The organism is Pseudomonas sp. MT3 (assembly GCF_054720805.1).
Genome location: NZ_JBTVPY010000009.1, coordinates 96,697 through 120,746, shown reverse-complemented (window position 1 = coordinate 120,746; position 24,050 = coordinate 96,697). Strand labels below are relative to the sequence as shown.

Annotated in this window: 22 protein-coding genes and 1 tRNA gene; 7 read left to right on the top strand and 16 right to left on the bottom strand. The window is 65.3% G+C overall.

What is annotated here, in order from left to right:
- Positions 1–58 precede the first annotated feature (58 nt).
- Entirely contained in the window at positions 59–2,074 is a 2,016-nt protein-coding gene (uvrB, locus tag ACYCAX_RS11370) for an excinuclease ABC subunit UvrB (protein WP_015478083.1), read from the bottom strand.
- Positions 2,075–2,257: 183 nt separating this feature from the next.
- Here uvrB and ACYCAX_RS11365 point away from each other — a divergent pair, with 183 nt between their 5' ends.
- Positions 2,258–3,454, top strand: coding sequence for an amino acid aminotransferase (locus tag ACYCAX_RS11365; RefSeq protein ID WP_460248019.1), 1,197 nt, complete (start codon positions 2,258–2,260; stop codon positions 3,452–3,454).
- Positions 3,455–3,523: 69 nt separating this feature from the next.
- Positions 3,524–3,599 (top strand) — tRNA-Asn (locus ACYCAX_RS11360).
- A gap of 191 nt (positions 3,600–3,790) precedes the next feature.
- On the opposite strand, the gene ACYCAX_RS11355 is transcribed toward ACYCAX_RS11360, so the two are convergent.
- The 9 genes from ACYCAX_RS11355 to ACYCAX_RS11315 all read right to left on the bottom strand — a co-directional run bounded on the left by ACYCAX_RS11355 (position 3,791) and on the right by ACYCAX_RS11315 (position 11,464).
- Positions 3,791–4,138, bottom strand: a complete 348-nt coding sequence (locus tag ACYCAX_RS11355) for a ComEA family DNA-binding protein (RefSeq protein ID WP_015478085.1) — start codon at positions 4,136–4,138, stop codon at positions 3,791–3,793.
- A gap of 192 nt (positions 4,139–4,330) precedes the next feature.
- Complete coding sequence (locus tag ACYCAX_RS11350) at positions 4,331–6,322, bottom strand: polysaccharide biosynthesis protein (RefSeq protein ID WP_294973974.1); 1,992 nt, start codon at positions 6,320–6,322, stop codon at positions 4,331–4,333.
- A 74-nt stretch (positions 6,323–6,396) separates the two neighbouring features.
- Positions 6,397–7,422 (bottom strand): MraY family glycosyltransferase, encoded by a 1,026-nt coding sequence (locus tag ACYCAX_RS11345; protein ID WP_015478087.1) that lies wholly within the window; start codon positions 7,420–7,422, stop codon positions 6,397–6,399.
- On the bottom strand, positions 7,419–8,381 hold the full coding sequence (locus ACYCAX_RS11340) for a UDP-glucose 4-epimerase family protein (RefSeq protein WP_460248018.1): 963 nt from the start codon (positions 8,379–8,381) through the stop codon (positions 7,419–7,421). Before ACYCAX_RS11340 ends, ACYCAX_RS11345 begins: the two co-directional genes overlap by 4 nt.
- Before the next feature lie 49 nt (positions 8,382–8,430).
- Entirely contained in the window at positions 8,431–9,456 is a 1,026-nt protein-coding gene (locus ACYCAX_RS11335; protein WP_460248017.1) for a tetratricopeptide repeat protein, read from the bottom strand.
- A gap of 118 nt (positions 9,457–9,574) precedes the next feature.
- A complete protein-coding gene (locus ACYCAX_RS11330) occupies positions 9,575–9,880 on the bottom strand; it encodes a lipopolysaccharide assembly protein LapA domain-containing protein (RefSeq protein WP_015478090.1) in 306 nt (101 codons plus the stop codon).
- A 30-nt stretch (positions 9,881–9,910) separates the two neighbouring features.
- Positions 9,911–10,195: an integration host factor subunit beta gene (ihfB, locus tag ACYCAX_RS11325; RefSeq protein WP_015478091.1), complete on the bottom strand. Its 285-nt coding sequence runs from the start codon at positions 10,193–10,195 to the stop codon at positions 9,911–9,913.
- Between the two features lie 203 nt (positions 10,196–10,398).
- Complete coding sequence (locus ACYCAX_RS11320) at positions 10,399–10,998, bottom strand: FMN-dependent NADH-azoreductase (protein WP_294973984.1); 600 nt, start codon at positions 10,996–10,998, stop codon at positions 10,399–10,401.
- A 151-nt stretch (positions 10,999–11,149) separates the two neighbouring features.
- Entirely contained in the window at positions 11,150–11,464 is a 315-nt protein-coding gene (locus ACYCAX_RS11315) for a hypothetical protein (RefSeq protein WP_015478093.1), read from the bottom strand.
- Positions 11,465–11,519: 55 nt separating this feature from the next.
- On the opposite strand from ACYCAX_RS11315, the gene ACYCAX_RS11310 reads away from it, so the two are divergent.
- The 4 genes from ACYCAX_RS11310 (at position 11,520) to ACYCAX_RS11295 (ending at position 15,762) form a co-directional block, all read left to right on the top strand.
- Positions 11,520–12,446 carry a LysR family transcriptional regulator gene (locus tag ACYCAX_RS11310; RefSeq protein ID WP_015478094.1) on the top strand — a complete coding sequence of 309 codons (927 nt, stop codon included), beginning with the start codon at positions 11,520–11,522 and terminating at the stop codon, positions 12,444–12,446.
- Between the two features lie 26 nt (positions 12,447–12,472).
- Complete coding sequence (locus ACYCAX_RS11305) at positions 12,473–13,264, top strand: alpha/beta fold hydrolase (RefSeq protein WP_460248016.1); 792 nt, start codon at positions 12,473–12,475, stop codon at positions 13,262–13,264.
- Between the two features lie 29 nt (positions 13,265–13,293).
- On the top strand, positions 13,294–13,854 hold the full coding sequence (locus ACYCAX_RS11300) for a peptidylprolyl isomerase (RefSeq protein ID WP_041712654.1): 561 nt from the start codon (positions 13,294–13,296) through the stop codon (positions 13,852–13,854).
- 75 nt (positions 13,855–13,929) lie between these two features.
- Positions 13,930–15,762, top strand: a complete 1,833-nt coding sequence (locus ACYCAX_RS11295) for an ABC transporter ATP-binding protein (RefSeq protein ID WP_460248015.1) — start codon at positions 13,930–13,932, stop codon at positions 15,760–15,762.
- Between the two features lie 194 nt (positions 15,763–15,956).
- On the opposite strand, the gene ACYCAX_RS11290 is transcribed toward ACYCAX_RS11295, so the two are convergent.
- From ACYCAX_RS11290 to zwf, 3 genes are read right to left on the bottom strand one after another with little or no spacing between them, the layout of a single operon-like run.
- Entirely contained in the window at positions 15,957–16,604 is a 648-nt protein-coding gene (locus ACYCAX_RS11290) for a bifunctional 4-hydroxy-2-oxoglutarate aldolase/2-dehydro-3-deoxy-phosphogluconate aldolase (protein WP_460248014.1), read from the bottom strand.
- Between the two features lie 17 nt (positions 16,605–16,621).
- On the bottom strand, positions 16,622–17,338 hold the full coding sequence (pgl, locus tag ACYCAX_RS11285; protein ID WP_460248013.1) for a 6-phosphogluconolactonase: 717 nt from the start codon (positions 17,336–17,338) through the stop codon (positions 16,622–16,624).
- The gene (gene zwf / locus ACYCAX_RS11280) at positions 17,325–18,794 is read right to left on the bottom strand and encodes a glucose-6-phosphate dehydrogenase (RefSeq protein ID WP_015478100.1); all 1,470 of its coding nucleotides are present in this window, start codon (positions 18,792–18,794) and stop codon (positions 17,325–17,327) included. Before zwf ends, pgl begins: the two co-directional genes overlap by 14 nt.
- A gap of 186 nt (positions 18,795–18,980) precedes the next feature.
- On the opposite strand from zwf, the gene ACYCAX_RS11275 reads away from it, so the two are divergent.
- Positions 18,981–19,838, top strand: coding sequence for a MurR/RpiR family transcriptional regulator (locus tag ACYCAX_RS11275; RefSeq protein WP_294974003.1), 858 nt, complete (start codon positions 18,981–18,983; stop codon positions 19,836–19,838).
- A gap of 126 nt (positions 19,839–19,964) precedes the next feature.
- On the opposite strand, the gene ACYCAX_RS11270 is transcribed toward ACYCAX_RS11275, so the two are convergent.
- The 3 genes from ACYCAX_RS11270 to edd all read right to left on the bottom strand — a co-directional run bounded on the left by ACYCAX_RS11270 (position 19,965) and on the right by edd (position 23,925).
- Positions 19,965–20,801, bottom strand: coding sequence for an aldose epimerase family protein (locus ACYCAX_RS11270; protein ID WP_015478102.1), 837 nt, complete (start codon positions 20,799–20,801; stop codon positions 19,965–19,967).
- 203 nt (positions 20,802–21,004) lie between these two features.
- Positions 21,005–21,994 (bottom strand): glucokinase, encoded by a 990-nt coding sequence (locus ACYCAX_RS11265; protein WP_294974007.1) that lies wholly within the window; start codon positions 21,992–21,994, stop codon positions 21,005–21,007.
- A gap of 104 nt (positions 21,995–22,098) precedes the next feature.
- The gene (gene edd / locus ACYCAX_RS11260; protein WP_294974009.1) at positions 22,099–23,925 is read right to left on the bottom strand and encodes a phosphogluconate dehydratase; all 1,827 of its coding nucleotides are present in this window, start codon (positions 23,923–23,925) and stop codon (positions 22,099–22,101) included.
- Positions 23,926–24,050 lie beyond the last annotated feature (125 nt).

The window sequence follows — 24,050 nt, the reverse complement described above, 5'->3', positions numbered from 1 at the left end:
GTTCGCGAGCAAGCTCGCTCCTACGAAAAGCTATCCACGCCTCGACTGTCCTCCCCTGTCAGCCCATCGACACCATCCGGTCGCGCAGCTTGCCGATCTCGTCGCGCACCCCGGCGGCGGCCTCGAACTCCAGGTCGCGGGCCAACTGGTACATGCGTTCTTCCATCTGCTTGATGCGCTTGGCGATCTCGTCCGGCGTACGCAACTCGTTCTCGTAGCGGCCACTTTCTTCCGCGACCTTCGCCAGGCTGCGACGCTTGCCCCTGGCTCCCGGCACCACGGCGCCTTCGAGGATATCCTTGATGTCCTTCTTCACACCCTTGGGCACGATGCCATGCTTGGCGTTGAACTCCAGCTGCTTGATGCGGCGGCGCTCGGTCTCGTTGATCGCCCGCTGCATCGAGCCGGTGATGTTGTCGGCGTAGAGGATCGCCTTGCCGTGCAGGTTCCGTGCGGCGCGGCCGATGGTCTGGATCAGCGAGCGCTCGGAACGCAGGAAGCCTTCCTTGTCCGCATCGAGGATCGCCACCAGCGCCACCTCGGGCATGTCCAGGCCCTCGCGCAGCAGGTTGATCCCCACCAGCACGTCGAAGGCGCCGGCGCGCAGGTCGCGGATGATCTCCACCCGTTCCACGGTATCGATGTCCGAGTGCAGGTAGCGCACCCGCACGTCGTGGTCGCCCAGGTAGTCGGTGAGGTCCTCGGCCATGCGCTTGGTCAGGGTGGTGACCAGCACGCGCTGGTCCTCGGCCACGCGCAGGCGGATCTCCGAAAGCAGGTCGTCCACCTGGGTGGTCGCCGGGCGGATTTCCACTTCCGGGTCGACCAGACCGGTGGGGCGCACCACCTGCTCGATCACCCGGCCGGCATGCTGCTCTTCATAGGGGCCGGGGGTCGCCGAGACGAAGATGGTCTGCGGGCTGATCGCTTCCCACTCCTCGAAACGCAGCGGCCGGTTGTCCAGCGCCGAGGGCAGGCGGAAGCCGTATTCCACCAGGGTTTCCTTGCGCGAACGGTCGCCCTTGTACATGGCGCCGACCTGGGGAACGCTGACGTGGGATTCGTCGATCACCAGCAGGGAGTTGGCCGGCAAGTAGTCGTAGAGGGTCGGCGGCGGCTCGCCGGGACCGCGCCCGGAGAGGTAGCGGGAGTAGTTCTCGATGCCGTTGCAGTAGCCCAGTTCGAGGATCATCTCCAGGTCGAAGCGGGTGCGCTGCTCCAGGCGCTGGGCCTCCACCAGCTTGTTGTTGGTGCGCAGGTAGTCCAGGCGCTGCTTGAGCTCGGCCTTGATGTGCTCGACAGCTTCCAGCAGCGTTTCCCGTGGAGTCACGTAGTGGCTCTTGGGGTAGAAGGTGAAGCGCGGCAGCTTGGTGATCACCTCGCCGGTCAGCGGGTCGAAGGCGGCGATGTTCTCCACCTCGTCGTCGAACAGCTCGACGCGGATGGCTTCCAGGTCCGATTCCGCCGGGAAGATGTCGATCACATCGCCACGCACGCGGAAGGTGGCGCGGGCGAAGTCCATGTCGTTGCGGGTGTACTGCAGGCTGGTCAGGCGGCGCAACAGCTCGCGCTGGTCCATCTTGTCGCCACGGTCCAGGTGCAGGACCATTTTCAGGTAGGACGCCGGGTCGCCCAGACCGTAGATCGACGACACGGTGCAGACGATGATGGCGTCCTCGCGCTCCAGCAGCGCCTTGGTCGCCGACAGCCGCATCTGCTCGATGTGGTCGTTGATCGAGGAATCCTTCTCGATATAGGTATCGGAGGACGGCACGTAGGCTTCGGGCTGGTAGTAGTCGTAGTAGGAGACGAAGTACTCCACCGCGTTGTTCGGGAAGAAGGTCTTGAACTCGCCATAGAGCTGCGCGGCCAGGGTCTTGTTCGGCGCCAGGATCATGGTCGGGCGCTGTACCTGGGCAATGACGTTGGCGATGCTGAAGGTCTTGCCGGAGCCGGTCACCCCCAGCAGCGTCTGGTGCGACAGGCCCGCTTCCAGCCCTTCCACCATCTGTCGGATGGCTTCGGGCTGATCGCCGGCGGGCTTGAAGCGCGAATCCAGCTGGAATAACGACATGGGAACCTCGCATTGGCGTGTGACGCTTCGGTCGCCAAAGCGTCATACCAGTCGAAAAGCATGCGCGACAACTCGCGGCCTGCCATAGAGGCCTATATAATACCGGCCCGTCGACGCAACCCCCAGCGCCGTGAGCGGGGGGTTGTAATTGCACTTCACTCCCGCCTTAGAGCTGCTGCCAAAATGAGTCTGTTCTCTGCTGTCGAAATGGCCCCCCGCGACCCCATCCTGGGCCTGAACGAAGCTTTCAACGCCGATACCCGTCCGGGCAAGATCAACCTGGGCGTAGGCGTTTACTACAACGAGGAAGGCCGTCTCCCGTTGCTGCGCGCCGTGCAGGCCGCGGAGAAAGCCCGCATCGAGGCCCATGCCCCGCGCGGCTACCTGCCGATCGAAGGCATCGCCGCCTACGACTCGGGCGTACAGAAGCTGCTGTTCGGCGCTGATTCCGAGCTACTGGCCGAAGGCCGCGTGGTGACCACCCAGGCCGTCGGTGGCACCGGCGCGCTGAAGACCGGCGCCGACTTCCTCAAGCGCCTGCTGCCCAACGCCACCGTCGCCATCAGCGACCCGAGCTGGGAAAACCACCGCGCCCTGTTCGAAGCCGCCGGCTTCCCGGTACAGAACTACCGCTACTACGACGCCGCCACCCACGGCGTGAACCGCGCCGGCCTGCTGGAAGACCTCAACGCCCTGCCCTCGCAGTCCATCGTGGTGCTGCACGCCTGCTGCCACAACCCGACCGGCGTCGACCTGACCCTGGACGACTGGAAGCAGGTCCTGGACGTGCTCAAGGCCAAGGGCCACGTGCCCTTCCTCGACATCGCCTACCAGGGCTTCGGCGACGGCATCGACGAAGACGCTTCCGCCGTGCGCCTGTTCGCCCAGTCCGGCCTGAACTTCTTCGTGTCCAGCTCCTTCTCCAAGTCGTTCTCGCTGTACGGAGAGCGCGTTGGTGCGCTGTCGGTCGTGACCAACAGCCGCGAGGAGTCGGCCCGCGTGCTGTCCCAGGTCAAGCGCGTGATCCGCACCAACTATTCCAACCCGCCGACCCACGGCGCCAGCGTCGTCGCCGCCGTGCTGAACAGCCCGGAACTGCGCACCCTGTGGGAAGACGAACTGGGCGAAATGCGCAGCCGTATCCGCACCATGCGCGAAGCGATGGTCCAGCAACTGGCCACCCTGGGCGCCAAGCGTGACTTCGGCTTCGTGGCCCAGCAGCGCGGCATGTTCTCCTACTCCGGCCTGACCGCCGAGCAGGTCGAGCGCCTGAAGAACGAGTTCGGTATCTACGCCGTCGGCACCGGCCGCATCTGCGTCGCCGCACTGAACAACGGCAACCTGGACACCGTGACCCGCGCCATCGTCCAGGTGCTGTAAAAAATTAAGGGGAAGTCATCGGGGCGATGTTGACTTCCCCTTTTTAATCAGTAAGATACGTCCCGTTGTTCCGCGATAGCTCAGTCGGTAGAGCAAATGACTGTTAATCATTGGGTCCCTGGTTCGAGTCCAGGTCGCGGAGCCAAATTCAAAGCCCTCGGCACATGCCGGGGGCTTTTTCTTTGTGCCGCTGGACTCTCTCCAGGGACTACGTCCCAGGTGATTCCCCCTTCGGGGCCGCGCTGAAGCGCGTTCGGCTAGCGCCGTCGAGTCCAGGTCGCGGCAAAGCCCCTAAAAAAGCCGGTCAGCGACCGGCCTTCTTTCTACCTCGGCTCCTCAGAGCAAAATCCTGTCTCGATTCTTCTCCAGGATCCCTTTGCCGATCCCCTTCACTTCCAGCAGTTGATCGACGCTGGTGAACGGGCCGTTGGTCGTACGGTAATCGATGATCGCCTGGGCCTTGACCTTGCCAATGCCTTTCAGCGACTTCAGCAGCTCATCCACGGTCGCGGAGTTGATGTTCACCGTGTCGGCTTGCGCGACCGGCGCCCTGTTGGCGGGAGCGGAGGATTCGGCCGCAGGCGCGGCGACAGGTTCTGCCTTGGTTGCCGCGCCAGCGACACCCACGAAAGAAAGACTGGCCAGCAGAATCAGGCTCGCAACGGAAAGCAGGCTCTTCTTCATGAATCATTCCTTGATGTATCAGGTTTCGAGGCGGCGCCATTGCGCCGCCCGGAAAACATATCGCCAGGAATGTCCGTGAAAACGCCGGTTTAAAGAGTCGGCGGCAGTTTCCGCCACCGCCGATAGATTGCGCAGAAAAGGCTGACAGCGTTCGCAGATGCGGTTCTCCAATCCTCTGCTAGGAGCCCATTTTCAGGGCTCCATGCTGCGCCGCTGCTGATGGATAAGGTCGACGATTTCGCCTTCCGGGCAATAGCCATTGACCGTTTCGCGCAGCAACTGCCGCACGCGCGCATAGTTGCCCTGGTCGACCGCCTTGAGCAGATCGACCAGCACCAGCTTGAAGCCCTCCCAGGGCATCAGCTCTTCGCTGGCCTTCATGATCATGGGGTGCTCGGTGGCGCTGACGTTATCGCCGATCAGCAACTCCTCGTAGAGCTTCTCGCCCGGCCGCAGCCCGCTGAACTCGATGGAAATATCGCCGTGGGGCGTCCGCTCAGAGCGCACGCTCAGGCCGGACAGGTGGATCATCCGTTCGGCCAGTTCGAGAATCTTCACCGGCTGCCCCATGTCGAGCACGAACACGTCGCCGCCACGCCCCATCGAGCCCGCCTGAATCACCAGCTGGGCGGCTTCGGGAATCGTCATGAAGTAACGGGTGATGCCGGGATGGGTGACCGTCACCGGCCCGCCGCGCTTGATCTGCTCGCGGAACAGCGGAATCACCGAACCGGACGACCCCAGCACATTGCCGAAGCGCACCATCGTGAAACGGGTCTTGTTGACCTGATGCACGCCGGATTTGTCGCCGAACAGCACCGGTGCCGACTCCTGGCTCAGGGCCTGCAGGATCATCTCCGCCAGACGTTTGGTACTGCCCATGACATTGGTCGGGCGCACCGCCTTGTCGGTGGAGATCAGCACGAAATGCTGGACTCCGGCCTGCACCGCCACCTGCGCCGTATGGAGCGTTCCGAGCACATTGTTGAGCACGCCTTCGGAAATGTTGTGCTCGACGATCGGCACATGCTTGTAGGCAGCGGCATGGTAGAGGGTGGACACCTTCCAGGTCCGCATGACGTCGAGCAACCACTCGGGACTGCGCACGGAGCCCAGGATCGGTACCAACTGGACCGCCAGGGACTCGCGCTTGACGCGCATTTCCAGTTCCTGGTGCACGCGATAAAGGTTGTACTCGCTGTGCTCGAACAGGACGAGCACCGTCGGCGCAGAAGCCAGTATCTGGCGACAGAGCTCCGAGCCGATGGAACCACCCGCCCCCGTTACCATCACCGCCTGACCACGGATACAGTGCTCGAACAGCTCCCTACGCGGCTCAACCGCATCCCGCCCGAGCAGGTCGGCGATGTCCACCTCCTGGATGTCGTCCACCCGTACCCGGCCATTGGCCAGGTCGATGAAGCCGGGAACGCTGCGCACATGCAGTGGATAGGGTTCCAGCAACCCCAGGATCTCGCGGCGGCGCGCACGCGAGGCGGACGGAATCGCCAGCAGCACTTCCTGAGCGCCGGTCTCCTCGATCAACTGTTGGATATGCTTGGGCTTGTAGACACGCAAGCCAGCGATGACGCGGTTGGCGATCTCATCGTCGTCATCGATGAAGGCCACGGGCCGCATGGCCCGCCCCAGACGCAAAGCGGCGACCAGCTGGTTACCCGCCGAGCCGGCGCCGTACACGGCGACCTTTGGCAGGCCGTCCTGCTTGTTGAAGAACGGGACCGCCTGCACAACGCCGTACCAGTCGCCCATGAAATACTGGCGCATGGCCAGACGCAGGCCACCCATCATCAGTAGGCTCAGCCACCAGTAATTCAGCACCAGGGAACGCGGAACCGCCTCGATCACCGAACGGTTCCAGTACACCACCAGCGACAGCAGCAGGGCGGACAGTGTAACCGCCTTCCAGATGGCGATCAGCGCGTCGTTGCCCAGATAACGCATCACCGCGCGGTACATGCCGAAACGGATGAACAGCGGAGTCGCCACCAGTGGCGCAGCGACGAACAGCCAGCCGTGCACGCGCATCGGATAAAGCAGGTCTTCCGTCCCCAGACGCACGATGAATGCCATCCAGAGCGAAAACCACACCAGCATGATGTCAGTGGCGACCTGCAAGAGGCGCTTGTAGCGTCGCGGAAGCCTTAGCAAGCGTTCTCGAAGCATTTGTGCTTGTCCTTCATCGAGAGCGGAGATAACCCGTTCTTCCCCGCTACATTGACCACCATTTCCAATGGAGTTCAGCTCACGTCCTGATCATCCGGACGACCTGCACCCAGACGAGCTACCACAAGCACCAGAGGAGCATAGGCCACAATCAGTACCGGCAAACCGGAAACCCACCCCAGACTGACCAGAATCGCCAGCGGCATCAACCAGCACAGGTTGATGCCTGTAATTGCCAGGGAAACCCGCAAGTGGCTGCCATATTGCCGTGAGGCCCGCTGGTAGGCATGGCTGCGATGCGCCTCGTAGACCCGCTCGCCGCGAATCAGGCGATGGAGCAAGGTGTAGCTCGCATCCACGACGAATACCCCCAGCAGGATCAGCCAGCTCCAGAGCAGCGACGACGATACCCATCCCGCCTGGAGCGCCATGCCTCCCAATACGACCCCGAGAAAGCCGCTGCCGGCATCCCCCATGAAAATACGCGCCGGCGGAAAGTTCCATACCAGAAATCCCGCGGTCGCCGTGGCCAGGATCAATGGGAGCCACGCATTCGAGCCCGCGCCGGCCAAGCCGTAACAGAGCGCGCCCGCCAGGCAGACACCGATGGCTTCCAGGCTGGCGATGCCATCGATGCCATCCATGAAGTTGTACAGGTTGAGCAACCAGACAAGAAATACCAAGGCTAGCAGATCACCCGGAAGCCCCAGGTCGAGCATGCCCCAGGGCACGGACAGCACCGGCAACCCGCCCACCCAGTACAGCAGCCACCCCGCCCCGAGGAAATGCCCGAGCAGGCGCCAGCGCGCCGGAATATGCCGATGATCGTCCAGGAAGCCTATGGCCGCCACCCAGGCGCCGGCCGGCAGCAGGGCCACCAGGCTGCGAACCTCCACCACACCCAGGACAGCCGCCAGCGCCAGGCAGCCGAGGAACCCCGCCACGATGGCGACACCACCGCCCCGGGGCGTCGGAATCCGGTGCGAGCTACGCGCATTGGGGATGTCCATGATGCTCCGTGCCAGCGCATAGCGCCGTACGCCCCAGGTCATGCCCCAGGACACCAGGAAAACCGCCGCCAGCAATACACCCATGCTCATTGGCCTCGGCACTCCCTGTACCATTCTGCGGTTTCCCGGATGGCCTGCTTCACCGGCACCGGCGGCTGCCAATCCAGAATCCGGCGGGTGGCGGAGATGTCCACCTGCAGCGAACCCAGCAGGCGCTGCACCTGCTGACCGCGCCCGGTAAGCACCCCCAGCGCGCGCAGGGCCAGGGCCGGCACCGGCAGCAGCCGCGGGCGCACACCCAGTGCTTCGCTCAACTCGCGGCACAGTTGCGTCGTGGACAGATCCTGCCCATCGCTGACCAGGAACACCCGGCCAGCCGCCTCGGGGTGACGCGCGCACAGCAACAGCAGATCGACCAGGTTGTCCCGCGCAACCAGACTGCGGCGATTGTCGATGGCTGCGAAAGGCAGTGGCAACCGCCGCTGCAACGCCCCCATCAGACTGGCGAAATTGGCCTTGACGCCCGGCCCGTAGACCAGCGGCGAGCGCACCACGACCACTTCAAGCCCGGTCTCGCCGGCAATGGCGAACAGCGCCTGCTCCGCCTCGAGCTTGGACTGGCCATAGGGATCCTGCGGGCGCGCGGCGTAATCGGCACGGTACGGCTGCCCCGGCTCGGTTTCCTCGCCATTGACCTTGATGGAACTGACGTAAACGAATCGCTTCACGCCCACAGCAGCGGCCTGCCGAGCCAGGTGGCGAGTCGCATCGACGTTCACCGCACGGAACGCGGCCAGCGGATCGCTGGCGCGCTCGCCGATGACAGGCACACGCGCCGCCGCATGGATGACCACGTCGATACCCCGCAGGGCCTCGTCCCAGCACTGGGTGGCACTCAGCCCTTCGATATCTGCGCACTCGACGCCGGCTGGCACCTCGTCCGGCGGCCGCCGCACGGCGATGCGCACCCGCACGCCCGGCTCCGCGCACAAGCGCAGCAGCACGCCTCCACCGACAAAACCTGTCGCGCCCGTCAGTAAAACGTTCAATCCGGCACCTGTAGAAACTGACACCCACGGCGTCATTCAGAGAGTCGCCCTAGAGAAGCGAGATGACCGGCCGCAGCGCATTCCAGGCATGGCAGCTCGGACACTGCCAGTGCAGCTCCCGCCCGGCGAAGCCACAGCGGCTACAGCGATAGCGCGGCATTGTCCTATACAGGCCGATGATAATTGGAGCAATTTTTTCAACGGCGGATGGGTTGTCGACAGCTTTCTCGACTCCGTCCAGAAATTCGCCGATTCCCTGCCAGGAGGGACGCTGTTCGACGCGCCGCAGCAGACTGTCACGCCAATGCGTCGAGGCGCCGTCATCCTCGGTTTCGGCCAGGACAGCCAGGATCAGCGGCGGCACCTCTTCGGACTCCGCCAGGTCACGGAGAAACTTGCGCACCAGCGGCACGCCCAGGCAATCGTAACGCCGCAACAGCGGCACGATCTCCCCAACGAAAGCCTTGGCGTCCCGCGCCAGCTCAGTCATCGTGGCAACGGCCGCGGGATGGTCCTGGCGCCAGAGCTCACAGTCCAGCCGCATCAACAGCGCACGCACGCAATGGCGATCCACCCGGCGAGCTTCGCGCAGAAGCTCCTGCATGGCGCTGCGGTCACCGCTCCGGCCCTTGTCCTGGGCCAGCTCGCAATAATAGTTGGCCAGCGCCGCGCTCAGCTCGGGGCGGCTCGGCACCAGCTGGGCGGCCAGCTCGATCGCCCGCGACCAACCCTTTTCCCGCTCGCAGATCAGGCGCTGCTCATCCAGCGCCTCCAGCGAAATCGGCTCGCCCTGCAGATGGATCAGCTCATCCAGCAACTCCTCGGCGCTGCCGAGCAGGCCGCCGGCAATGAAGTCACGCGCCAGCTCGAGGCGAACCTGGGAGGCCAGCGATGCGTCCTCCCCCGTGCGCCCCAAGAGATCCTGGTGAATATGAATGGCCTTTTCGATGTCACCGCGACGGCGGAACAGGTTGCCGACGTGCAGATGGCTTTCCAGCGTCTCCGGGCTGAGCAGCAGCCCCTGGGACAGGCTTTCCAGCGCATCGTCGGAGTGGCGCTCCAGCAGATTGTGCATGCCGTGGATGCGCGAACGCAGGTCCTTGCCTTCGCCGGCAGCGGATCCAGGACGCGAACGCCGCCCCATCCACCAGCCGATGGCCAGGGCGCAGAAGAAGAACAGTGTCGCCAGTACGCTAGGCATGGTCCGTCAGCGACTTGTCACGCAGCGCGTCGTTCTCCTTGCGGAAGCGGGTGATTTCGGAGCGCATGCCGGCCATGCGGACGCGCGCCCGGGCGCGGACGGGAACGCTCAACAGCAGGCCGATCAGCCCACCGAGGATGAAAGCCAGGGAAACGAACAGCACCAGTGGCCATTGCGGCGACTGCCAGCCGAGGAAGGTCAACTGCACGGGCTGGAGGTTTTCCAGGGCGAAAACCACAACCACGGCGGCCAGCACGACGAACGCCAGGATGAACAGGAAACGCTTTACCCGAAGCATGGAAACTCCTTCAAAACGGATACCCCGGGATCACTCGGGCTCGTTGACGCGGTCGCGCAGCTCCTTGCCGGGCTTGAAGTGCGGGACGAACTTGCCGTCCAGGCGCACGGATTCGCCGGTTTTCGGATTGCGGCCAGTGCGCGGCGCACGGTAATGCAGCGAGAAGCTACCGAAACCCCGGATTTCGATGCGATCCCCAGTGGCCAGAGCCTGGGACATTTGCTCAAGCATGGTCTTGATCGCCAGCTCCACATCCTTTGCGGAAAGCTGCCCCTGATGGGTGACGATTCTCTCGATCAACTCCGACTTGGTCATGGTTTTCCCTTCTTTTTCAAGCGGCTAGATCAGCTCTAGGTTCTTTTAGCATGCTGATCATGCTTTGAACAGCCCGAAGGGGGAGGATGTGATTACTCCCCCACCGGACCGGTGCCAGGAATAAAAAAATGGCCGGCCTCCGGGGGATGGAGGTCGGCCACGGCCGCACCCAGGAGCGAAAGGGTGCGCAAGGAAAAAACGGATCAGGCGACGGCGGCGAGCTGGGCCTTGGCCCTGGAAAGGCCCTTCTCGGCGAACTCGGCCCCCATGTTCAGGCCTTCGGCATGGATGAAGATGACATCGTGGATACCGACGAAGCCCAGCGCCTGGCGCAGGTAGGGCTCCTGGTGGTCCAGCACGCCACCGGCGTAGACGCCGCCGCGGCTGGTCAGCACGAAGGCGCGCTTGCCGGTCAGCAGCCCCTGCGGGCCGGTCTCGGTGTACTTGAAGGTGACGCCGGCGCGCAGCACGTGGTCCAGCCAGGATTTCAGGGTGCTGGGGATGGCGAAGTTGTACATCGGCGCGGCCAGCACCAGCACGTCGGCGGCCTGCAGTTCGGCGGTCAGCAGATTGGAACGCTGCAACGCCGCGCGCTCGGTTTCGGACTGTTCCTGTTCAGGCTTCATCCAGCCGCCCAGCAGATCGGCGTCCAGGTGCGGGACCTGCTCGGCGGCGAGGTCGCGAACCTGGATGTCATCCGCCGGGTGGGCGGCCTGCCATTGGGCGATGAAATCGCGGGTCAGCTGACGGGATACGGAACCTTGCTGACGGGCGCTGCTTTCGATAACCAGAACGCGGGACATGGATTCGACCTCCATCGGTCATAACTGGGCGATGGAGTGAATCCTAAAGATGGATAAGTCGATAAAAAAGCGGAAATAATCGCTACTAATTATCGAATAAATTGATTTTCAAGCAGACTGCTTCTAGTCTTGAGCGAACATCGAAGCGCCGTTAGGCCGGCCTGCAGGTGAGTTTGATGCGCAGCTTGATCACCGCACGGCTGAAGCTGGAGGTCATGTTGGCCTGCTTGCCCGGCTCCAGGGTGGCCTTGCGCACATGGGGCGTTTCCGGGCCATTGACGAACACCGCGGTACAGGTCACCGACTGCTGGCCGTTGTTGCGCAGGAGGATGGCTCCCATCTGGTCACCGATGTCCTGGGTCTCGTAATCGACCTCGGTGCCGTTGAGGCTCTTCTGCACCTCGATGGGATAAGCCAGGGCGGTCAGCGGCAACAAAGCCAGTACGGCACAGCAGATTTTTTTCATGGCGGTCTCTTGCAGGTCTTCTTCGGACCGCCAGATTAGACAAGAGGAAGCGAGGATGAAAGCGCCCCGCGTTACCCTGGATCAGTGGAGAACCCTGCAGGCCGTGGTCGATCACGGCGGCTTCGCCCAGGCGGCGGAAGCCATGCACCGTTCGCAGTCGTCGATCAGCTATACCGTGGCGCGGATGCAGGAACAGCTCGGCGTGCCGCTGCTGCGCATCGACGGGCGCAAGGCCGTGCTCACCGAGGCCGGGGAGGTGCTACTGCGGCGCTCCCGGCAACTGGTGAAGTCCGCCGGGCAACTGGAAGAGCTGGCCCACCATATGGAACAGGGCTGGGAACCGGAAGTCCGCCTGGTGGTGGATGCCGCCTACCCCACAGTGCGCCTGGTGCGCGCCCTCTCCGCCTTCATGCCGCAAAGCCGTGGCTGCCGGGTGCTGCTGCGCGAGGAAGTGCTTTCCGGCGTGGAGGAAGCCCTGGTGCAGGGCCACGCCGACCTGGCCATCAGCGGCCTGCACATCGCCGGCCACCTGGGCGCCGACCTGAGCGTGGTGGACTTCGTCGCCGTCGCCCACCCCGACCATCCGCTGCACCGCCTGCAACGGGAACTCACCCACCAGGACCTGGAAGCCCAGATGCAGGTGGTGATCCGCGACTCCGGTCGCCTGCAGCCCCGCGATGTCGGCTGGCTGGGCGCCGAGCAGCGCTGGACGGTGGGCAGCCTGGCCACCGCCGCCACCTTCGTCAGCAACGGCCTGGGCTTCGCCTGGCTGCCGCGACACATGGTCGAGCGCGAACTGCGCGACGGCCTGCTCAAGCCGCTGCCACTGACCCAGGGCGGCGTACGCGAGAGCCGCTTCTATCTCTACCCGAACAAGGAAAAGCCGCTGGGCCCGGCCACGCAGATTCTCGTCGAGCTGCTGACCACCTTCGCCAGCGTCCCGCTGGACGCGCACTTCGCCGCCCCCGAGAGCCCGGCCTGAAGCCGGACTCGCCCAAGGAGCCCGCCATGCCCTTCTTCGACCACACCGGCCACCGCCTGCATTACGAGGAAAGCGGATTCGGTACCCCGGTACTGCTGGTGCACGGCCTTGGCTCCAGCACCCGCGACTGGGAATACCAGGTGCCGGAACTGGAAAAGCGCCACCGGGTGATCGCCCTCGACGTGCGCGGCCACGGCCAGTCGGACAAGCCGCGCGAGCGCTACAGCATCGCCGCCTTCGCCGAGGACGTTATCGCCCTGCTCGACCACCTGCACCTGGGCCGCGTGCACCTGGTGGGCATCAGCATGGGCGGCATGATCGGCTTCGAACTGGCCACCCGCTGGCCGGAGCGGCTGAACAGCCTGACCATCGTCAACAGTGCGCCGGAGGTCAAACCCCGCACTCCGCGCGAGTACCTGGAAGTGGCGCGCCGCCTGTTCCTCGCCCATGTGCTGGGCCTGGACACCGTGGGCAAGGCCCTGGGCAAGCTGCTCTTTCCCAAGCCCGAACAGGCCGACTTGCGCCGCAAGATCCAGCAGCGCTGGCCGCAGAACGACAAACGCGCTTACCTTTCCAGCCTGCACGCCATCATCGGCTGGGGTGTGCAGGAACGCCTGGCGCGCATAACCTGTCCCACGCTGGTGATCAGCGCCGACCGCGACTACACCCCGGTCTCGCTCAAGCAGGCCTACGTCGGGCACTTGCCCAACGCCCGCCTGGTAGTGATCGAGGACTCGCGCCACGCCACGCCGCTGGATCAACCGGAACGCTTCAACACCACCCTGCTCGACTTCCTCGAGCAGGTCGACCATCCCTAGAACCTTCAGGAAACATCCGCCAAATGACCCTGTTCAAACGCTTCCTGCTCGCCGCCTGCTCCCTCGTCCTGGCCGGTTCGGCATTCGCCGCCGACGCCAACAAGCCGCACGTGCTGCTGTCCACCAGCCAGGGGGAAATCGAAATCGAGCTGTACGCCGACAAGGCGCCGATCTCGGTGAAGAACTACCTCGCCTATGTCGACAGTGGCTTCTACAACGGCACCATCTTCCACCGCGTGATCCCCAACTTCATGATCCAGGGCGGCGGCTTCACCGAGAACATGAACCAGAAGGACACCCAGGCGCCGATCAAGAACGAGGCTGACAACGGCCTGCTCAACGAGCGCGGCACCCTGGCCATGGCCCGCACCAGCGACGTGAACTCCGCCACCAGCCAGTTCTTCATCAACCTGACCGGCAACGACTTCCTCAACCACGGCTCCCGCGACTTCGGCTACGCCGTGTTCGGCAAGGTCGTACGCGGCATGGGCGTGGTCGACCAGATCGCCGGCGTCAAGACCGGCAATCGCGGCATGTTCCAGGACGTACCGACCACCCCGGTGGTCATCCTCTCCGCCAAGCGCCTGTGATGCCTCGCGCATACGCCTGACGGAGGCCCTGTTCAGCGGGTCCAGGATGGACCCGCTACCAATCCGAGAAGAATCATGCTTTACCGTCGTTTCGAACGTCTGATCGACCCCTTCCGCGACGTCCCCGAGCGCATGCCGCCCACCGACGTCATCCGCTTCTACGTCTACTACCTGCGCCAGGTCTGGCCGGTGTTCCTCGCCCTGCTCATCGTCGGCCTGATCGCCGCGCTGATCGAAGTCGCGCTGTTCAGCTACCTCGGGCGCATCGTCGACCTCGCCCAGGGCACCGCCCCCGCCGACTTCTTCACCCAGCACGGCCGCGAGCTGATCTGGATGGCCGTGGTGGCGCTGATCCTGCGCCCGGTGTTCTTCGGCCTGCACGACATGCTGGTGCACCAGAGCATCAACCCCAGCATGACCAACCTGATCCGCTGGCAGAATCACCGCTACGTACTCAAGCAAAGCCTGGGCTTCTTCCAGAACGACTTCGCCGGACGCATCGCCCAGCGCATCATGCAGACCGGCAACTCGCTGCGCGACTCCGCCGTACAAGCGGTCGATGCCATCTGGCACGTACTCATCTACATCGTCAGCTCCCTGGTACTGTTTGCCGAGGCCGATTGGCGACTGATGATCCCTCTGCTGCTCTGGATGATCGGCTACGTCGGCGCGCTGGGTTACTTCATTCCACAGGTGAAGCACCGCTCGGTGGTTGCCTCGGACTCGCGCTCGAAACTCATGGGCCGGATCGTCGACGGCTACACCAACATCACCACCCTCAAGCTGTTCGCCCACACGCGCCAGGAAGAGGACTACGCCCGCGACGCCATCGACGACCAGACCCGCAAGGCCCAGAGCGCCGGGCGCGTGGTGACCTCGATGGACGTCACCATCACCGCCTTCAACGGCCTGCTGATCGCCGGCACCACGGGCCTGGCCCTGTGGCTGTGGACCCAGTCGCTGATCTCGGTGGGCGCCATCGCCCTGGCCACCGGCCTGGTCATCCGCATCGTCAACATGTCCGGCTGGATCATGTGGGTGGTCGGCGGCATCTTCGAGAACGTCGGCCAGGTGCAGGACGGCATGCAGACCATCGCCCTGCCCCGCCAGGTGGTGGACAAGCCCGATGCCAGGCCGCTGACGGTGAGTCGCGGCGAGGTGCGTTTCGAGCAGGCGAGTTTCAGCTACGGCAAGGGCGGCGGCCTGATCGACGACCTCGACCTGGTGGTGCGCCCCGGCGAGAAGATCGGCCTGGTCGGCCCCTCCGGCGCCGGCAAGTCCACCCTGGTCAACCTGCTGCTGCGCCTGTATGACCTGGAAGGCGGACGCATCCTGATCGACGGCCAGGACATCGCCGGCGTGACCCAGGAAAGCCTGCGCGCGCAGATCGGCATGGTCACCCAGGATACCTCGCTGCTGCACCGCTCGATCCGCTCCAACCTGCTCTATGGCCGCCCGGATGCCGGCGAAGCGGAGTTGCAGGACGCGATCCAGAAGGCCCGGGCCTCGGAGTTCATCCCGCAGCTGAGCGACGCCGAGGGGCGCAGCGGGCTCGACGCCCACGTCGGCGAGCGCGGCGTAAAGCTCTCCGGCGGCCAGCGCCAGCGCATCGCGATCACCCGCGTGCTGCTCAAGGATGCGCCGATCCTGATCCTCGACGAGGCCACCTCGGCGCTGGACTCGGAAGTGGAGGCGGCGATCCAGGAAAGCCTGGAGACCCTGATGCAGGGCAAGACGGTGATCGCCATCGCCCACCGCCTGTCCACCATCGCCCGCATGGACCGCCTGGTGGTGCTGGAACATGGCCGCGTGGTCGAGAGCGGCAGCCACGCCGAGCTGCTGGCTCATGGCGGGCTGTACGCGCGGCTGTGGCGGCACCAGACGGGTGGGTTCGTCGGGGTGGATTGATCTCCGATGCTCCGCCGCTCCGGCAAGCTGCGCTGATACATCCGTTATCTGTAGGAGCGAGCTTGCTCGCGAACAGCCCGAGCATCAGGGCCGCCGGGAAATCCGTTCGCGAGCAAGCTCGCTCCTACGAAGAGCCGCTCGCGCCCCCATAAAAAAGCCCGGCACAAGGCCGGGCACGTCCAGATCAGGACAGCTCAGTGTGTATCCAGCAAAGCCAGCGCCTCGCGGCCCAGGCGTTCGACCGTGGCCCAGTCGCCGCTGTCGATGGCGGCCTTGGGCAGCATCCAGCTACCACCCACGCACATCACGTTGGGCAGCCGATGGTAGTCATTCAGATTGTCCGGGCCGACGCCGCCGGTGGGGCAGAAACGCACGTCCGGGAACGGCCCGGCAAAGGCCTTGAGCGCTTCCACGCCGCCGCACACCTTGGCCGGGAACAATTTGAAGCGGCGCAGGCCGTGGCGGTATGCGGCCATGATGTCCGACGCCGTGGCCACCCCCGGCAGCAGCGGCACCGGGCGGCCGGCGGCGTATTGCAGCAGCTCATCGGTGCAGCCCGGCGTCACGATGAATCTCGCCCCCGCCTCTTCCGCCTGGCGGAAGGTTTCCGGGTCGAGCACCGTTCCGGCGCCGACCAGCAGTTCCGGACGCTGTTCGCTCAACTGGCGAATCGCGATGAGCCCCAGCGACGTCCGCAACGTGACCTCCAGGACGGCGAGCCCTCCAGCGGCCAGGGCATCCGCCATCGGCAGGATGTCCGCCTCGCGCTCGATGGTGATCACCGGCAGGATCCGCGCGCGCCGCGCCAGGGCATCGATCTGCTGGATGTGTTGTTCAGACATTGCGGTAACTCCGTGCCTCAGGGGCACCAGTGGATCGAAAGAGGCGAACGCAGGAACGCATTGATTGGCATGCGCTGGTCGTCGTTGTCGCTGAGCGCCTGGCTCAGGGTGGCCAGCTTGGCCTCGCCCTGGATGGCCAGCAGTTGCACCCGCGCGCCTTGCAGCACGGCGCGGGTCAGGGTCAGGCGCTGACGGGGCACGCTCGGCGCCCACATCGGCAGGCAGCGGCGCGTGCTCGCCGGGTCGAGCGCATCGGCCAGGTTGGCGCTGCCGGGAAACAGCGATGCCGTGTGGCCGTCGTCGCCCATGCCCAGCACCAGCACATCGATGGGCAACGCCAGTTCGTGGAGGTAGCGATCCGCCTTGGCCGCCGCCTCATCCAGGCTGCTCGCCGGCTGGTAGAGGCCGATGAAGTTCGCCTTGGCCGCCGCCCCCTTGAGCAGGTGACGGCGCAGCAGGCCGGCATTGCTGTCCGGGTGCGACTCGGGCACCCAGCGCTCGTCGGCCAGGCTGACGGAAACCTTCGACCAGTCCAGCTCGGCGCCGCTCAGCGCTTCGAGGAAGGCGATCGGGCTACGCCCGCCGGACACCACCAGCAGCGCCCGCCCCCGCGCGGCCAGCGCCGCGCGCAATCCATCGGCCACGCTGGCGGCCAGTCCCCTGGCCTGCTCGGCGGCGTTCTTCCAGGTCTTCCAGGCCATGCCTTCAGCCAGTTTCGGTTCAATGATCGCCATACCAGTCCCTCCCGTCGCGCGCGATCAGGGCAACGGCCGCCTGGGGGCCCCAACTGCCCGCCGGGTACGGCTTGGGCTGCTCGCCCAGGCGGCCCCAGCCGGCGATCAGGTGGTCGCACCATTTCCAGGCGAACTCCACCTCGTCCTTGCGCACGAACAGGTACTGATTGCCTTGCATGACTTCCAGCAACAGCCGCTCGTAGGCATCCGGCGTGCGGGCCGTGTGAAAGGTCTCGGAGAAATTCAGTTGCAGCGGGCCGGTGCGCAGCTGCATGCCCTTGCCCAGGCCCTGGTCCTTGGTCATCACCTGCAGGGAAATGCCCTCGTCCGGCTGCAGGCGGATGATCAGCCGGTTGCTGATCAGCGAACGCTGCTCCGGGGCGAAGATATAGTGCGGCGGCTCCTTGAAGTGGATGACGATCTGCGACAGCTTCTGCGGCATGCGCTTGCCGGTGCGCAGGTAGAACGGCACGCCGGACCAGCGCCAGTTGCGGATGTCCACGCGCATCGCGACGAAGGTTTCGGCGTCGCTGTTGGGGTTGGCATTTTCCTCGGCGAGATAGCCGGGCACCGCCTTACCGTCGATGAAACCGCTGGTGTACTGCCCACGCACCACGCGGGTGGCCAGTTGTTCCGGCGCGATGGGCTCCAGCGCGCGCAGCACCTTCACCTTCTCGTCGCGGATGCTGTCGGCGGTCAGGTCCGCCGGCGGGTCCATCGCGATCAGGCAGAGTAGTTGCAACAGGTGGTTCTGCACCATGTCGCGCAACTGGCCGGCCTTGTCGAAGTAGCCCCAGCGGCCTTCGATGCCGACCTTCTCGGCCACGCTGATCTCCACATGGGAGATGTGGTTCTGGTTCCACTGGGTCTCGAACAGGCTGTTGGCGAAGCGCAGCGCGATGAGGTTCTGCACCGTCTCCTTGCCCAGGTAGTGGTCGATCCGGTAGATGCGGTTTTCCGGAAAGAAGCGCGCCACCGCGTCGTTCACCACGCGGGAGGATTCCAGGTCATGACCGATGGGTTTTTCCAGCACCACCCGGGTGCGCTCGGCAAGGCCGACGGCCGCGAGGTTCTCGCAGATGCCGCCGAACACCGAGGCCGCCGTGGCGAAATACGCCACCAGCGTCTGCGCGTTGCCAACCCGCTCGACCAACGTTCTGTAGGCGCCGGCGTCGAGGAAGTCCATGCTCAGGTGCGTCAGCCGCGCCTGGAAGCGGGTCCACACGGCGTCATCCCACTCGTTCGCCGGCACCGCCTGGCGCAGGCGGCCTTCGATGGTGGCCAGCGGCGCCTCGCTGGCACCGTCGTCACGGGCCAGGGCGAGGATGCGGGTGTCGCCGTGCAGCAGGCCCTCGCGGTCCAGTTGATACAGCGCCGGCAGCAGCTTGCGCAGGGCGAGATCACCCAGTGCGCCGAACAGCGCCAGGGTACAGGGTAGAACGCGCACATCAGGCATTTGTTGTTACCAACTAAATTTTGAACGATAGTTAGTCTTACACGCCGGCATTAAGACAAATATGTAGTAATTAAACAACATATTTTTGCCACCTCGCGCTGTTGTTGGTCGCCTGCCGGCCTGACGTTAGGATAGCGCCGCTGGCCGCCCCTACCCGGCCAACCGTCGATTGCCCAAGGAGCACGGATGAAAAACCTGCTGGAGCAGATCCAGAGCCGTCTGGAACAGCTGAACAAGGCCGAGCGCAAGGTCGCCGAAGTGATCCTGCACGACCCGCAGCAGGCCACGCGCTTCAGCATCGCCGCGCTGGCCCAGGCCTCCAGCGTCAGCGAGCCGACGGTGAACCGCTTCTGCCGCTCCTTCGGCATGAGCGGCTACCCGGAACTGAAGATCCAACTGGCCCAGAGCCTGGCCAGCGGCGCGGCCTTCGTCACCCAGGCGGTGGCGGAGAACGATGGCCCCGAGGCCTACACCCGGAAGATCTTCAGCAGCACCATCGCCTCGCTGGACAGCGCCTACAAGCTGCTCGACCCGAAGCTGATCGACCGCGCCGTGGATCTGCTGATCCAGGCCCGGCAGATCCACTTCTTCGGCCTCGGCGCTTCGAGTTCCGTGGCGCTGGATGCGCAGCACAAGTTCTTCCGCTTCAACCTGGCAGTGTCGGCCCACAGCGATGTGCTGATGCAGCGGATGATCGCCTCGGTGGCGCACACCGGCGACCTGTTCGTGGTGATTTCCTATACCGGGCGTACCCGCGAGCTGGTGGAAGTGGCGCACCTCGCGCGGCAGAACGGCGCCTCGGTGCTCGGCCTGACCGCCGCCGACTCCCCACTGGCCCGCGCCAGCACCCTGAGCCTGGACATTCCACTACCGGAAGACACCGACATCTACATGCCGATGACCTCGCGGATCATCCAGCTCACCGTGCTCGACGTCCTCGCCACCGGCGTAACCCTGCGCCGCGGAGTGGACTTCCAGCCGCACCTGCGGCGGATCAAGGAGAGCCTGGTGCCGACGCGCTACCAGCTCGATGAGGAGGATTGAGAGACGGCCAGCAGGTATTGCGGCCTTTTGTAGGAGCGAGCCCGCTCGCGAACAGTCTCGCCGGCGACTACGGAGCCAAGCGGTTCGCGAGCAAGCTCGCTCCTACAGTCGTTCAGACCGCCCGCGTCAGACCAACCCGGCCCGCAGGTTCAGCAGCATGCGCTCGCCCTGCGCCAGGATCAGCCCACCGGCGCGATAGCCCGCGGCGCCGATGCACAGGAAACGCTCCGCCTCGCTCGCCGTCACCTGCTCCACCGCGCGGCTGCCGGGGTGCCAGATGACGCTGCCGGCGCCTACGTTCTTGTCGATGCGCAGGCGGCGTTGCCAGCCGGCATCCTCCAGTACCAGGGAGCCGGTGTTGTAGAGCACCTGCTTGACCGCGCCACGGGGCGCCCAGGTGTTGGGCAGGCCGCTGGCCTTGCCGTCCAGTTCCATGCCGTGGACCACCGAGCGGCGTAGCGAACCCACGCGCCAGTAAGGTTGCAAGGCAAAGCTGAACAGGCAGTCGCTGTCATCTTCGTGGTAGCTGGAGAGCTCGATGTCCAGGTCCTGGCCCAGGCGCGCTTCCAGGCGCACGTGCCAGTCCTCGATGTCCAGCTGCCAGCTGACCACCACCTTGCTGTCATCGGCCCAGGCATCGAGCATGCGCCACTCGCGCTGGCGCGCCCAGCCGTGCTGGGGCCAGTCGGGCTCGACCGGATGGCTGCCGAACCAGGGCCAGCAGACCGGGATGCCGCCACGGATCGGCGCCGTGCTCAGGCTCGGCCACTGCCCGGAGCACCACAACAGCGGGCGCGCGCCGCGCGGCTGGAAGTGCAGCAGTTGCGCACCCTGGCGGCTGAACACCGCCTGGCACTGCGGATGGTCGATGAGCAGCAGGTCGCGACGCTGGAAGCGCACCCAGTCGAAGGGGCGCTTGGCCCGCATGGAATGAAAAAAGCGCTGCAGCGGATGCTCGAGCATTATCCGGATGTCCTGATCCAATCCCTGCCCGGACGCTCCGGGGCGTAAAGAGGCTGTAGTTTCACTACATTCGATGAAAGGCGGCGATTCTACTCGCAAAGCCTAGTCACGCGCAGCGCCCGCGCCAACGAAAAGCACATCCGCAAAGCGCCCTCCCCGCCATCCCGGCAGGCCGACGCGGGACCGCGACACTCCACACCGGCTCAGGCTTCGGCCCTCAAGGCCTGCTCCAGAGCCACACCGGCACCGAACAGCCCCGGATGCTCCGCCGTCATCACCCACACCGGCACCTGCTCCAGATACGGTCCGCTGGTCTTGCCGCGCGCCGCGAAGGCCGCGGCGAAACCGCTGCGCTGGAAACGTTCGAGGAAGCGCGGAACGATGCCACCGGTGATATACACGCCGCCCAGCGCGCCCACCGTCAGCGCCGCATTTCCGGCGACCCGCGCCAGCCACAGGAAAAAGTGTTCCAGAACCCCATCGGCATAGGCATCGCCGGTCATGGCGCGCTCGCCGATCTGGGCGGCGGTAGCGCACTTGGGCTCAATGCCATCGAGCTGGCAGCTCATGCGGTAGAGATTCTCCAGGCCACTACCGGACAACACCCGCTCGGCCGAGACATGGCCGTACTTCTCGCGCAGCAGTTGCCAGAGGGCGAAATCGCGCTCGGACGTCACCGGCAGGTCGACATGGCCACCCTCGCACGGCAGCACCTCCCAACCGCCAGCCGGCAGCGGCATCAGGCTGGCGACGCCCAGGCCGGTGCCGGGACCGATGATCAGTTTCGCGCGCCCCTCCAGCGCGTTGCCAGTGCGCACCTGCACCAGATGCTCTTCCGACAGTCGCGAAGCCGCCCAGGCCATGGTGCTGAAGTCGTTGACCAGCAGCAGATGACTGAGCCCCAGCGCGGCGCGGAAGGCGTCGCGCTTGATTACCCAGTGGTTGTTGGTGAAGCGGAAGTCACCGGCGCCCACCGGCCCGGCACAGGCCAGGCAGACGTTGTGGATGGCCGACAGCGGCTGACCGATGCGCTGCAGGTAGTCGCGCACGGCGTCTTCCGGACGCGGGTAGTCGGCGCAGGCCAGGACCTGAATGGATTCGAGGACTTCCCCGCGCCACAGGGCGAAGCGGGCGTTGGTGCCACCGATATCGCCGACCAGGGCGAAAGCGTTCTGGGCGTTGCTGGAATTCATGGCGAGCTCGGCCTGGAAATGTGAAAGAAGGGGCTCATGCCAGCATAGGACATCGACTCGATCCCCCGCGCGACGGGCTGGCCGTCGCACGGGAGACCCACGTCTCAGCGCGCGCCGCTGAGCTCGGTGGTGAAGCTGCACGCCCCCTGCTCCGCCGGACTGAAGGCGTTGCGCATGAAGGCGAACAGTTCGCGCCCCATGCCCTGGTTATCGATGACCGGGGTTTCCACCTGCGGACGAGCGTCCCATTCCGCCGCATCCACCAGCACGCGCAGCTCGCCGGTGGTGCCGTCGACGCGCACCACGTCGCCGTCGCGCAGCTTGGCCAGCGGGCCGCCGTTGAGCGCCTCGGGGGACACGTGGATCGCCGCCGGCACCTTGCCGGAGGCGCCGGACATGCGCCCGTCGGTGACCAGCGCCACCTTGAAGCCACGGTCCTGCAGCACGCCGAGGAACGGCGTGAGCTTGTGCAGCTCCGGCATGCCGTTGGCGCGTGGGCCCTGGAAGCGCACCACGGCGACCAGGTCGCGCTCCAGCTCGCCGGCCTTGAAGGCGGCGGCCAGGCTCGACTGGTCGTGGAAAATGCGCACCGGTGCCTCGACGATCTGATGCTCCAGCGCCACGGCGGATACCTTCATCACGCCGCGACCGAGGTTGCCTTCCATCAGGCGCAGGCCGCCTTCGGTAGAGAAGGGCTTGTCCAGCGGACGCAGGATGCTCTCGTCCAGGCTCGCCGCCGGGCCTTCGCGCCAGACCAGCTTGCCCTCGTCGAGGAAGGGTTCCTGCAGGTAGCGACGCAGGCCCTTGCCAACCACGGTCTGCACGTCCTCATGCAGCAGGCCGCCATCCAGCAGTTGACGGACCAGGAAGGACATGCCGCCCGCCGCCTGGAAGTGGTTGATGTCGGCCTGCCCGTTCGGGTAGATGCGCGCCAGGGTCGGCACCACCTCGGAGAGGTCGGCCATGTCCTGCCAGGTCAGCTGGATGCCGGCGGCCTGGGCGATGGCCAGCAGGTGCAGGGTGTGGTTGGTCGAACCGCCGGTGGCGAGCAGCGCCACCACCGAGTTGACCAGCGATTTCTCATCGACGATCTCCGCCATCGGCACGTACTGGCCATTTTCCGGCGTCAGGCGGGTGGCCTGGCGCGCGGCCTCGCGGGTCAGCTCGTCGCGCAGCGGGGTATTCGGGTTGACGAAGGAGGCTCCCGGCAGGTGCAGGCCCATCACTTCCACCAGCAGCTGGTTGGTGTTGGCGGTGCCATAGAAGGTGCAGGTGCCCGGCGCGTGGTAGGAGGCCATCTCCGAGGCCAGCAGCTCCTCGCGGGTGGCCTTGCCTTCGGCGAACAGCTGGCGCACCGCGGCCTTCTCCTTGTTGGAGATACCGGTGGGCATCGGGCCGGCAGGCACGAACACCACCGGCAGATGGCCGAAGCGCAGCGCGCCGATCAGCAGGCCGGGGACGATCTTGTCGCACACGCCCAGGCACAGCGCGGCGTCGAACATGTTGTGCGACAGCGCGATGGCGGTGCCCATCGCGATCACATCGCGGCTGGCCAGGGACAGCTCCATCCCCGGCTCGCCCTGGGTCACGCCGTCACACATGGCCGGCACGCCGCCGGCGAACTGGCCGACCGAGCCGATCTGCCGCAGGGCGTCCTTGATCAGTTCCGGGAAGCGCTCCAGCGGCTGGTGCGCGGAGAGCATGTCGTTGTAGGCGGAAACGATGGCGACGTTGGCCTGGTTCATCAGCCGCAACGCCTGCTTGTCGGATTCACCACAGGCCGCGACGCCGTGGGCGAGGTTGCCGCAGGGCAGCGTGCCACGGTGCGGGCCCTTGGTGGCGGCTGCCTTGACCAGGTCGAGGTAGCGCTGGCGCGTGGCCGCGCTGCGGGCCTGGATGCGCTGGGTGACTTCGAGCACGCGGGGGTGCATGGCAGCATTCTCCTACAGACTATCAGTTGTTATTTTTACAACATAATCTTCGAATACAAAGCATTTACTTTTCTTCGAAGCGGAAATTTAATGTTTTTTACCACAACATAAGAAAAGAGACGACC

Excerpts from the sequence above, each read along its gene's own strand:
- uvrB (WP_015478083.1), bottom strand. The coding sequence starts at position 2,074 with ATGTCGTTATTCCAGCTGGATTCGCGCTTCAAGCCCGCCGGCGATCAG.
- ACYCAX_RS11365 (WP_460248019.1), top strand. The coding sequence starts at position 2,258 with ATGAGTCTGTTCTCTGCTGTCGAAATGGCCCCCCGCGACCCCATCCTG.
- ACYCAX_RS11355 (WP_015478085.1), bottom strand. The coding sequence starts at position 4,138 with ATGAAGAAGAGCCTGCTTTCCGTTGCGAGCCTGATTCTGCTGGCCAGT.
- ACYCAX_RS11350 (WP_294973974.1), bottom strand. The coding sequence starts at position 6,322 with ATGCTTCGAGAACGCTTGCTAAGGCTTCCGCGACGCTACAAGCGCCTC.
- ACYCAX_RS11345 (WP_015478087.1), bottom strand. The coding sequence starts at position 7,422 with ATGAGCATGGGTGTATTGCTGGCGGCGGTTTTCCTGGTGTCCTGGGGC.
- ACYCAX_RS11335 (WP_460248017.1), bottom strand. The coding sequence starts at position 9,456 with ATGCACAATCTGCTGGAGCGCCACTCCGACGATGCGCTGGAAAGCCTG.
- ACYCAX_RS11330 (WP_015478090.1), bottom strand. The coding sequence starts at position 9,880 with ATGCTTCGGGTAAAGCGTTTCCTGTTCATCCTGGCGTTCGTCGTGCTG.
- ihfB (WP_015478091.1), bottom strand. The coding sequence starts at position 10,195 with ATGACCAAGTCGGAGTTGATCGAGAGAATCGTCACCCATCAGGGGCAG.
- ACYCAX_RS11320 (WP_294973984.1), bottom strand. The coding sequence starts at position 10,998 with ATGTCCCGCGTTCTGGTTATCGAAAGCAGCGCCCGTCAGCAAGGTTCC.
- ACYCAX_RS11315 (WP_015478093.1), bottom strand. The coding sequence starts at position 11,464 with ATGAAAAAAATCTGCTGTGCCGTACTGGCTTTGTTGCCGCTGACCGCC.
- ACYCAX_RS11310 (WP_015478094.1), top strand. The coding sequence starts at position 11,520 with ATGAAAGCGCCCCGCGTTACCCTGGATCAGTGGAGAACCCTGCAGGCC.
- ACYCAX_RS11305 (WP_460248016.1), top strand. The coding sequence starts at position 12,473 with ATGCCCTTCTTCGACCACACCGGCCACCGCCTGCATTACGAGGAAAGC.
- ACYCAX_RS11295 (WP_460248015.1), top strand. The coding sequence starts at position 13,930 with ATGCTTTACCGTCGTTTCGAACGTCTGATCGACCCCTTCCGCGACGTC.
- ACYCAX_RS11290 (WP_460248014.1), bottom strand. The coding sequence starts at position 16,604 with ATGTCTGAACAACACATCCAGCAGATCGATGCCCTGGCGCGGCGCGCG.
- pgl (WP_460248013.1), bottom strand. The coding sequence starts at position 17,338 with ATGGCGATCATTGAACCGAAACTGGCTGAAGGCATGGCCTGGAAGACC.
- zwf (WP_015478100.1), bottom strand. The coding sequence starts at position 18,794 with ATGCCTGATGTGCGCGTTCTACCCTGTACCCTGGCGCTGTTCGGCGCA.
- ACYCAX_RS11275 (WP_294974003.1), top strand. The coding sequence starts at position 18,981 with ATGAAAAACCTGCTGGAGCAGATCCAGAGCCGTCTGGAACAGCTGAAC.
- ACYCAX_RS11270 (WP_015478102.1), bottom strand. The coding sequence starts at position 20,801 with ATGCTCGAGCATCCGCTGCAGCGCTTTTTTCATTCCATGCGGGCCAAG.
- ACYCAX_RS11265 (WP_294974007.1), bottom strand. The coding sequence starts at position 21,994 with ATGAATTCCAGCAACGCCCAGAACGCTTTCGCCCTGGTCGGCGATATC.
- edd (WP_294974009.1), bottom strand. The coding sequence starts at position 23,925 with ATGCACCCCCGCGTGCTCGAAGTCACCCAGCGCATCCAGGCCCGCAGC.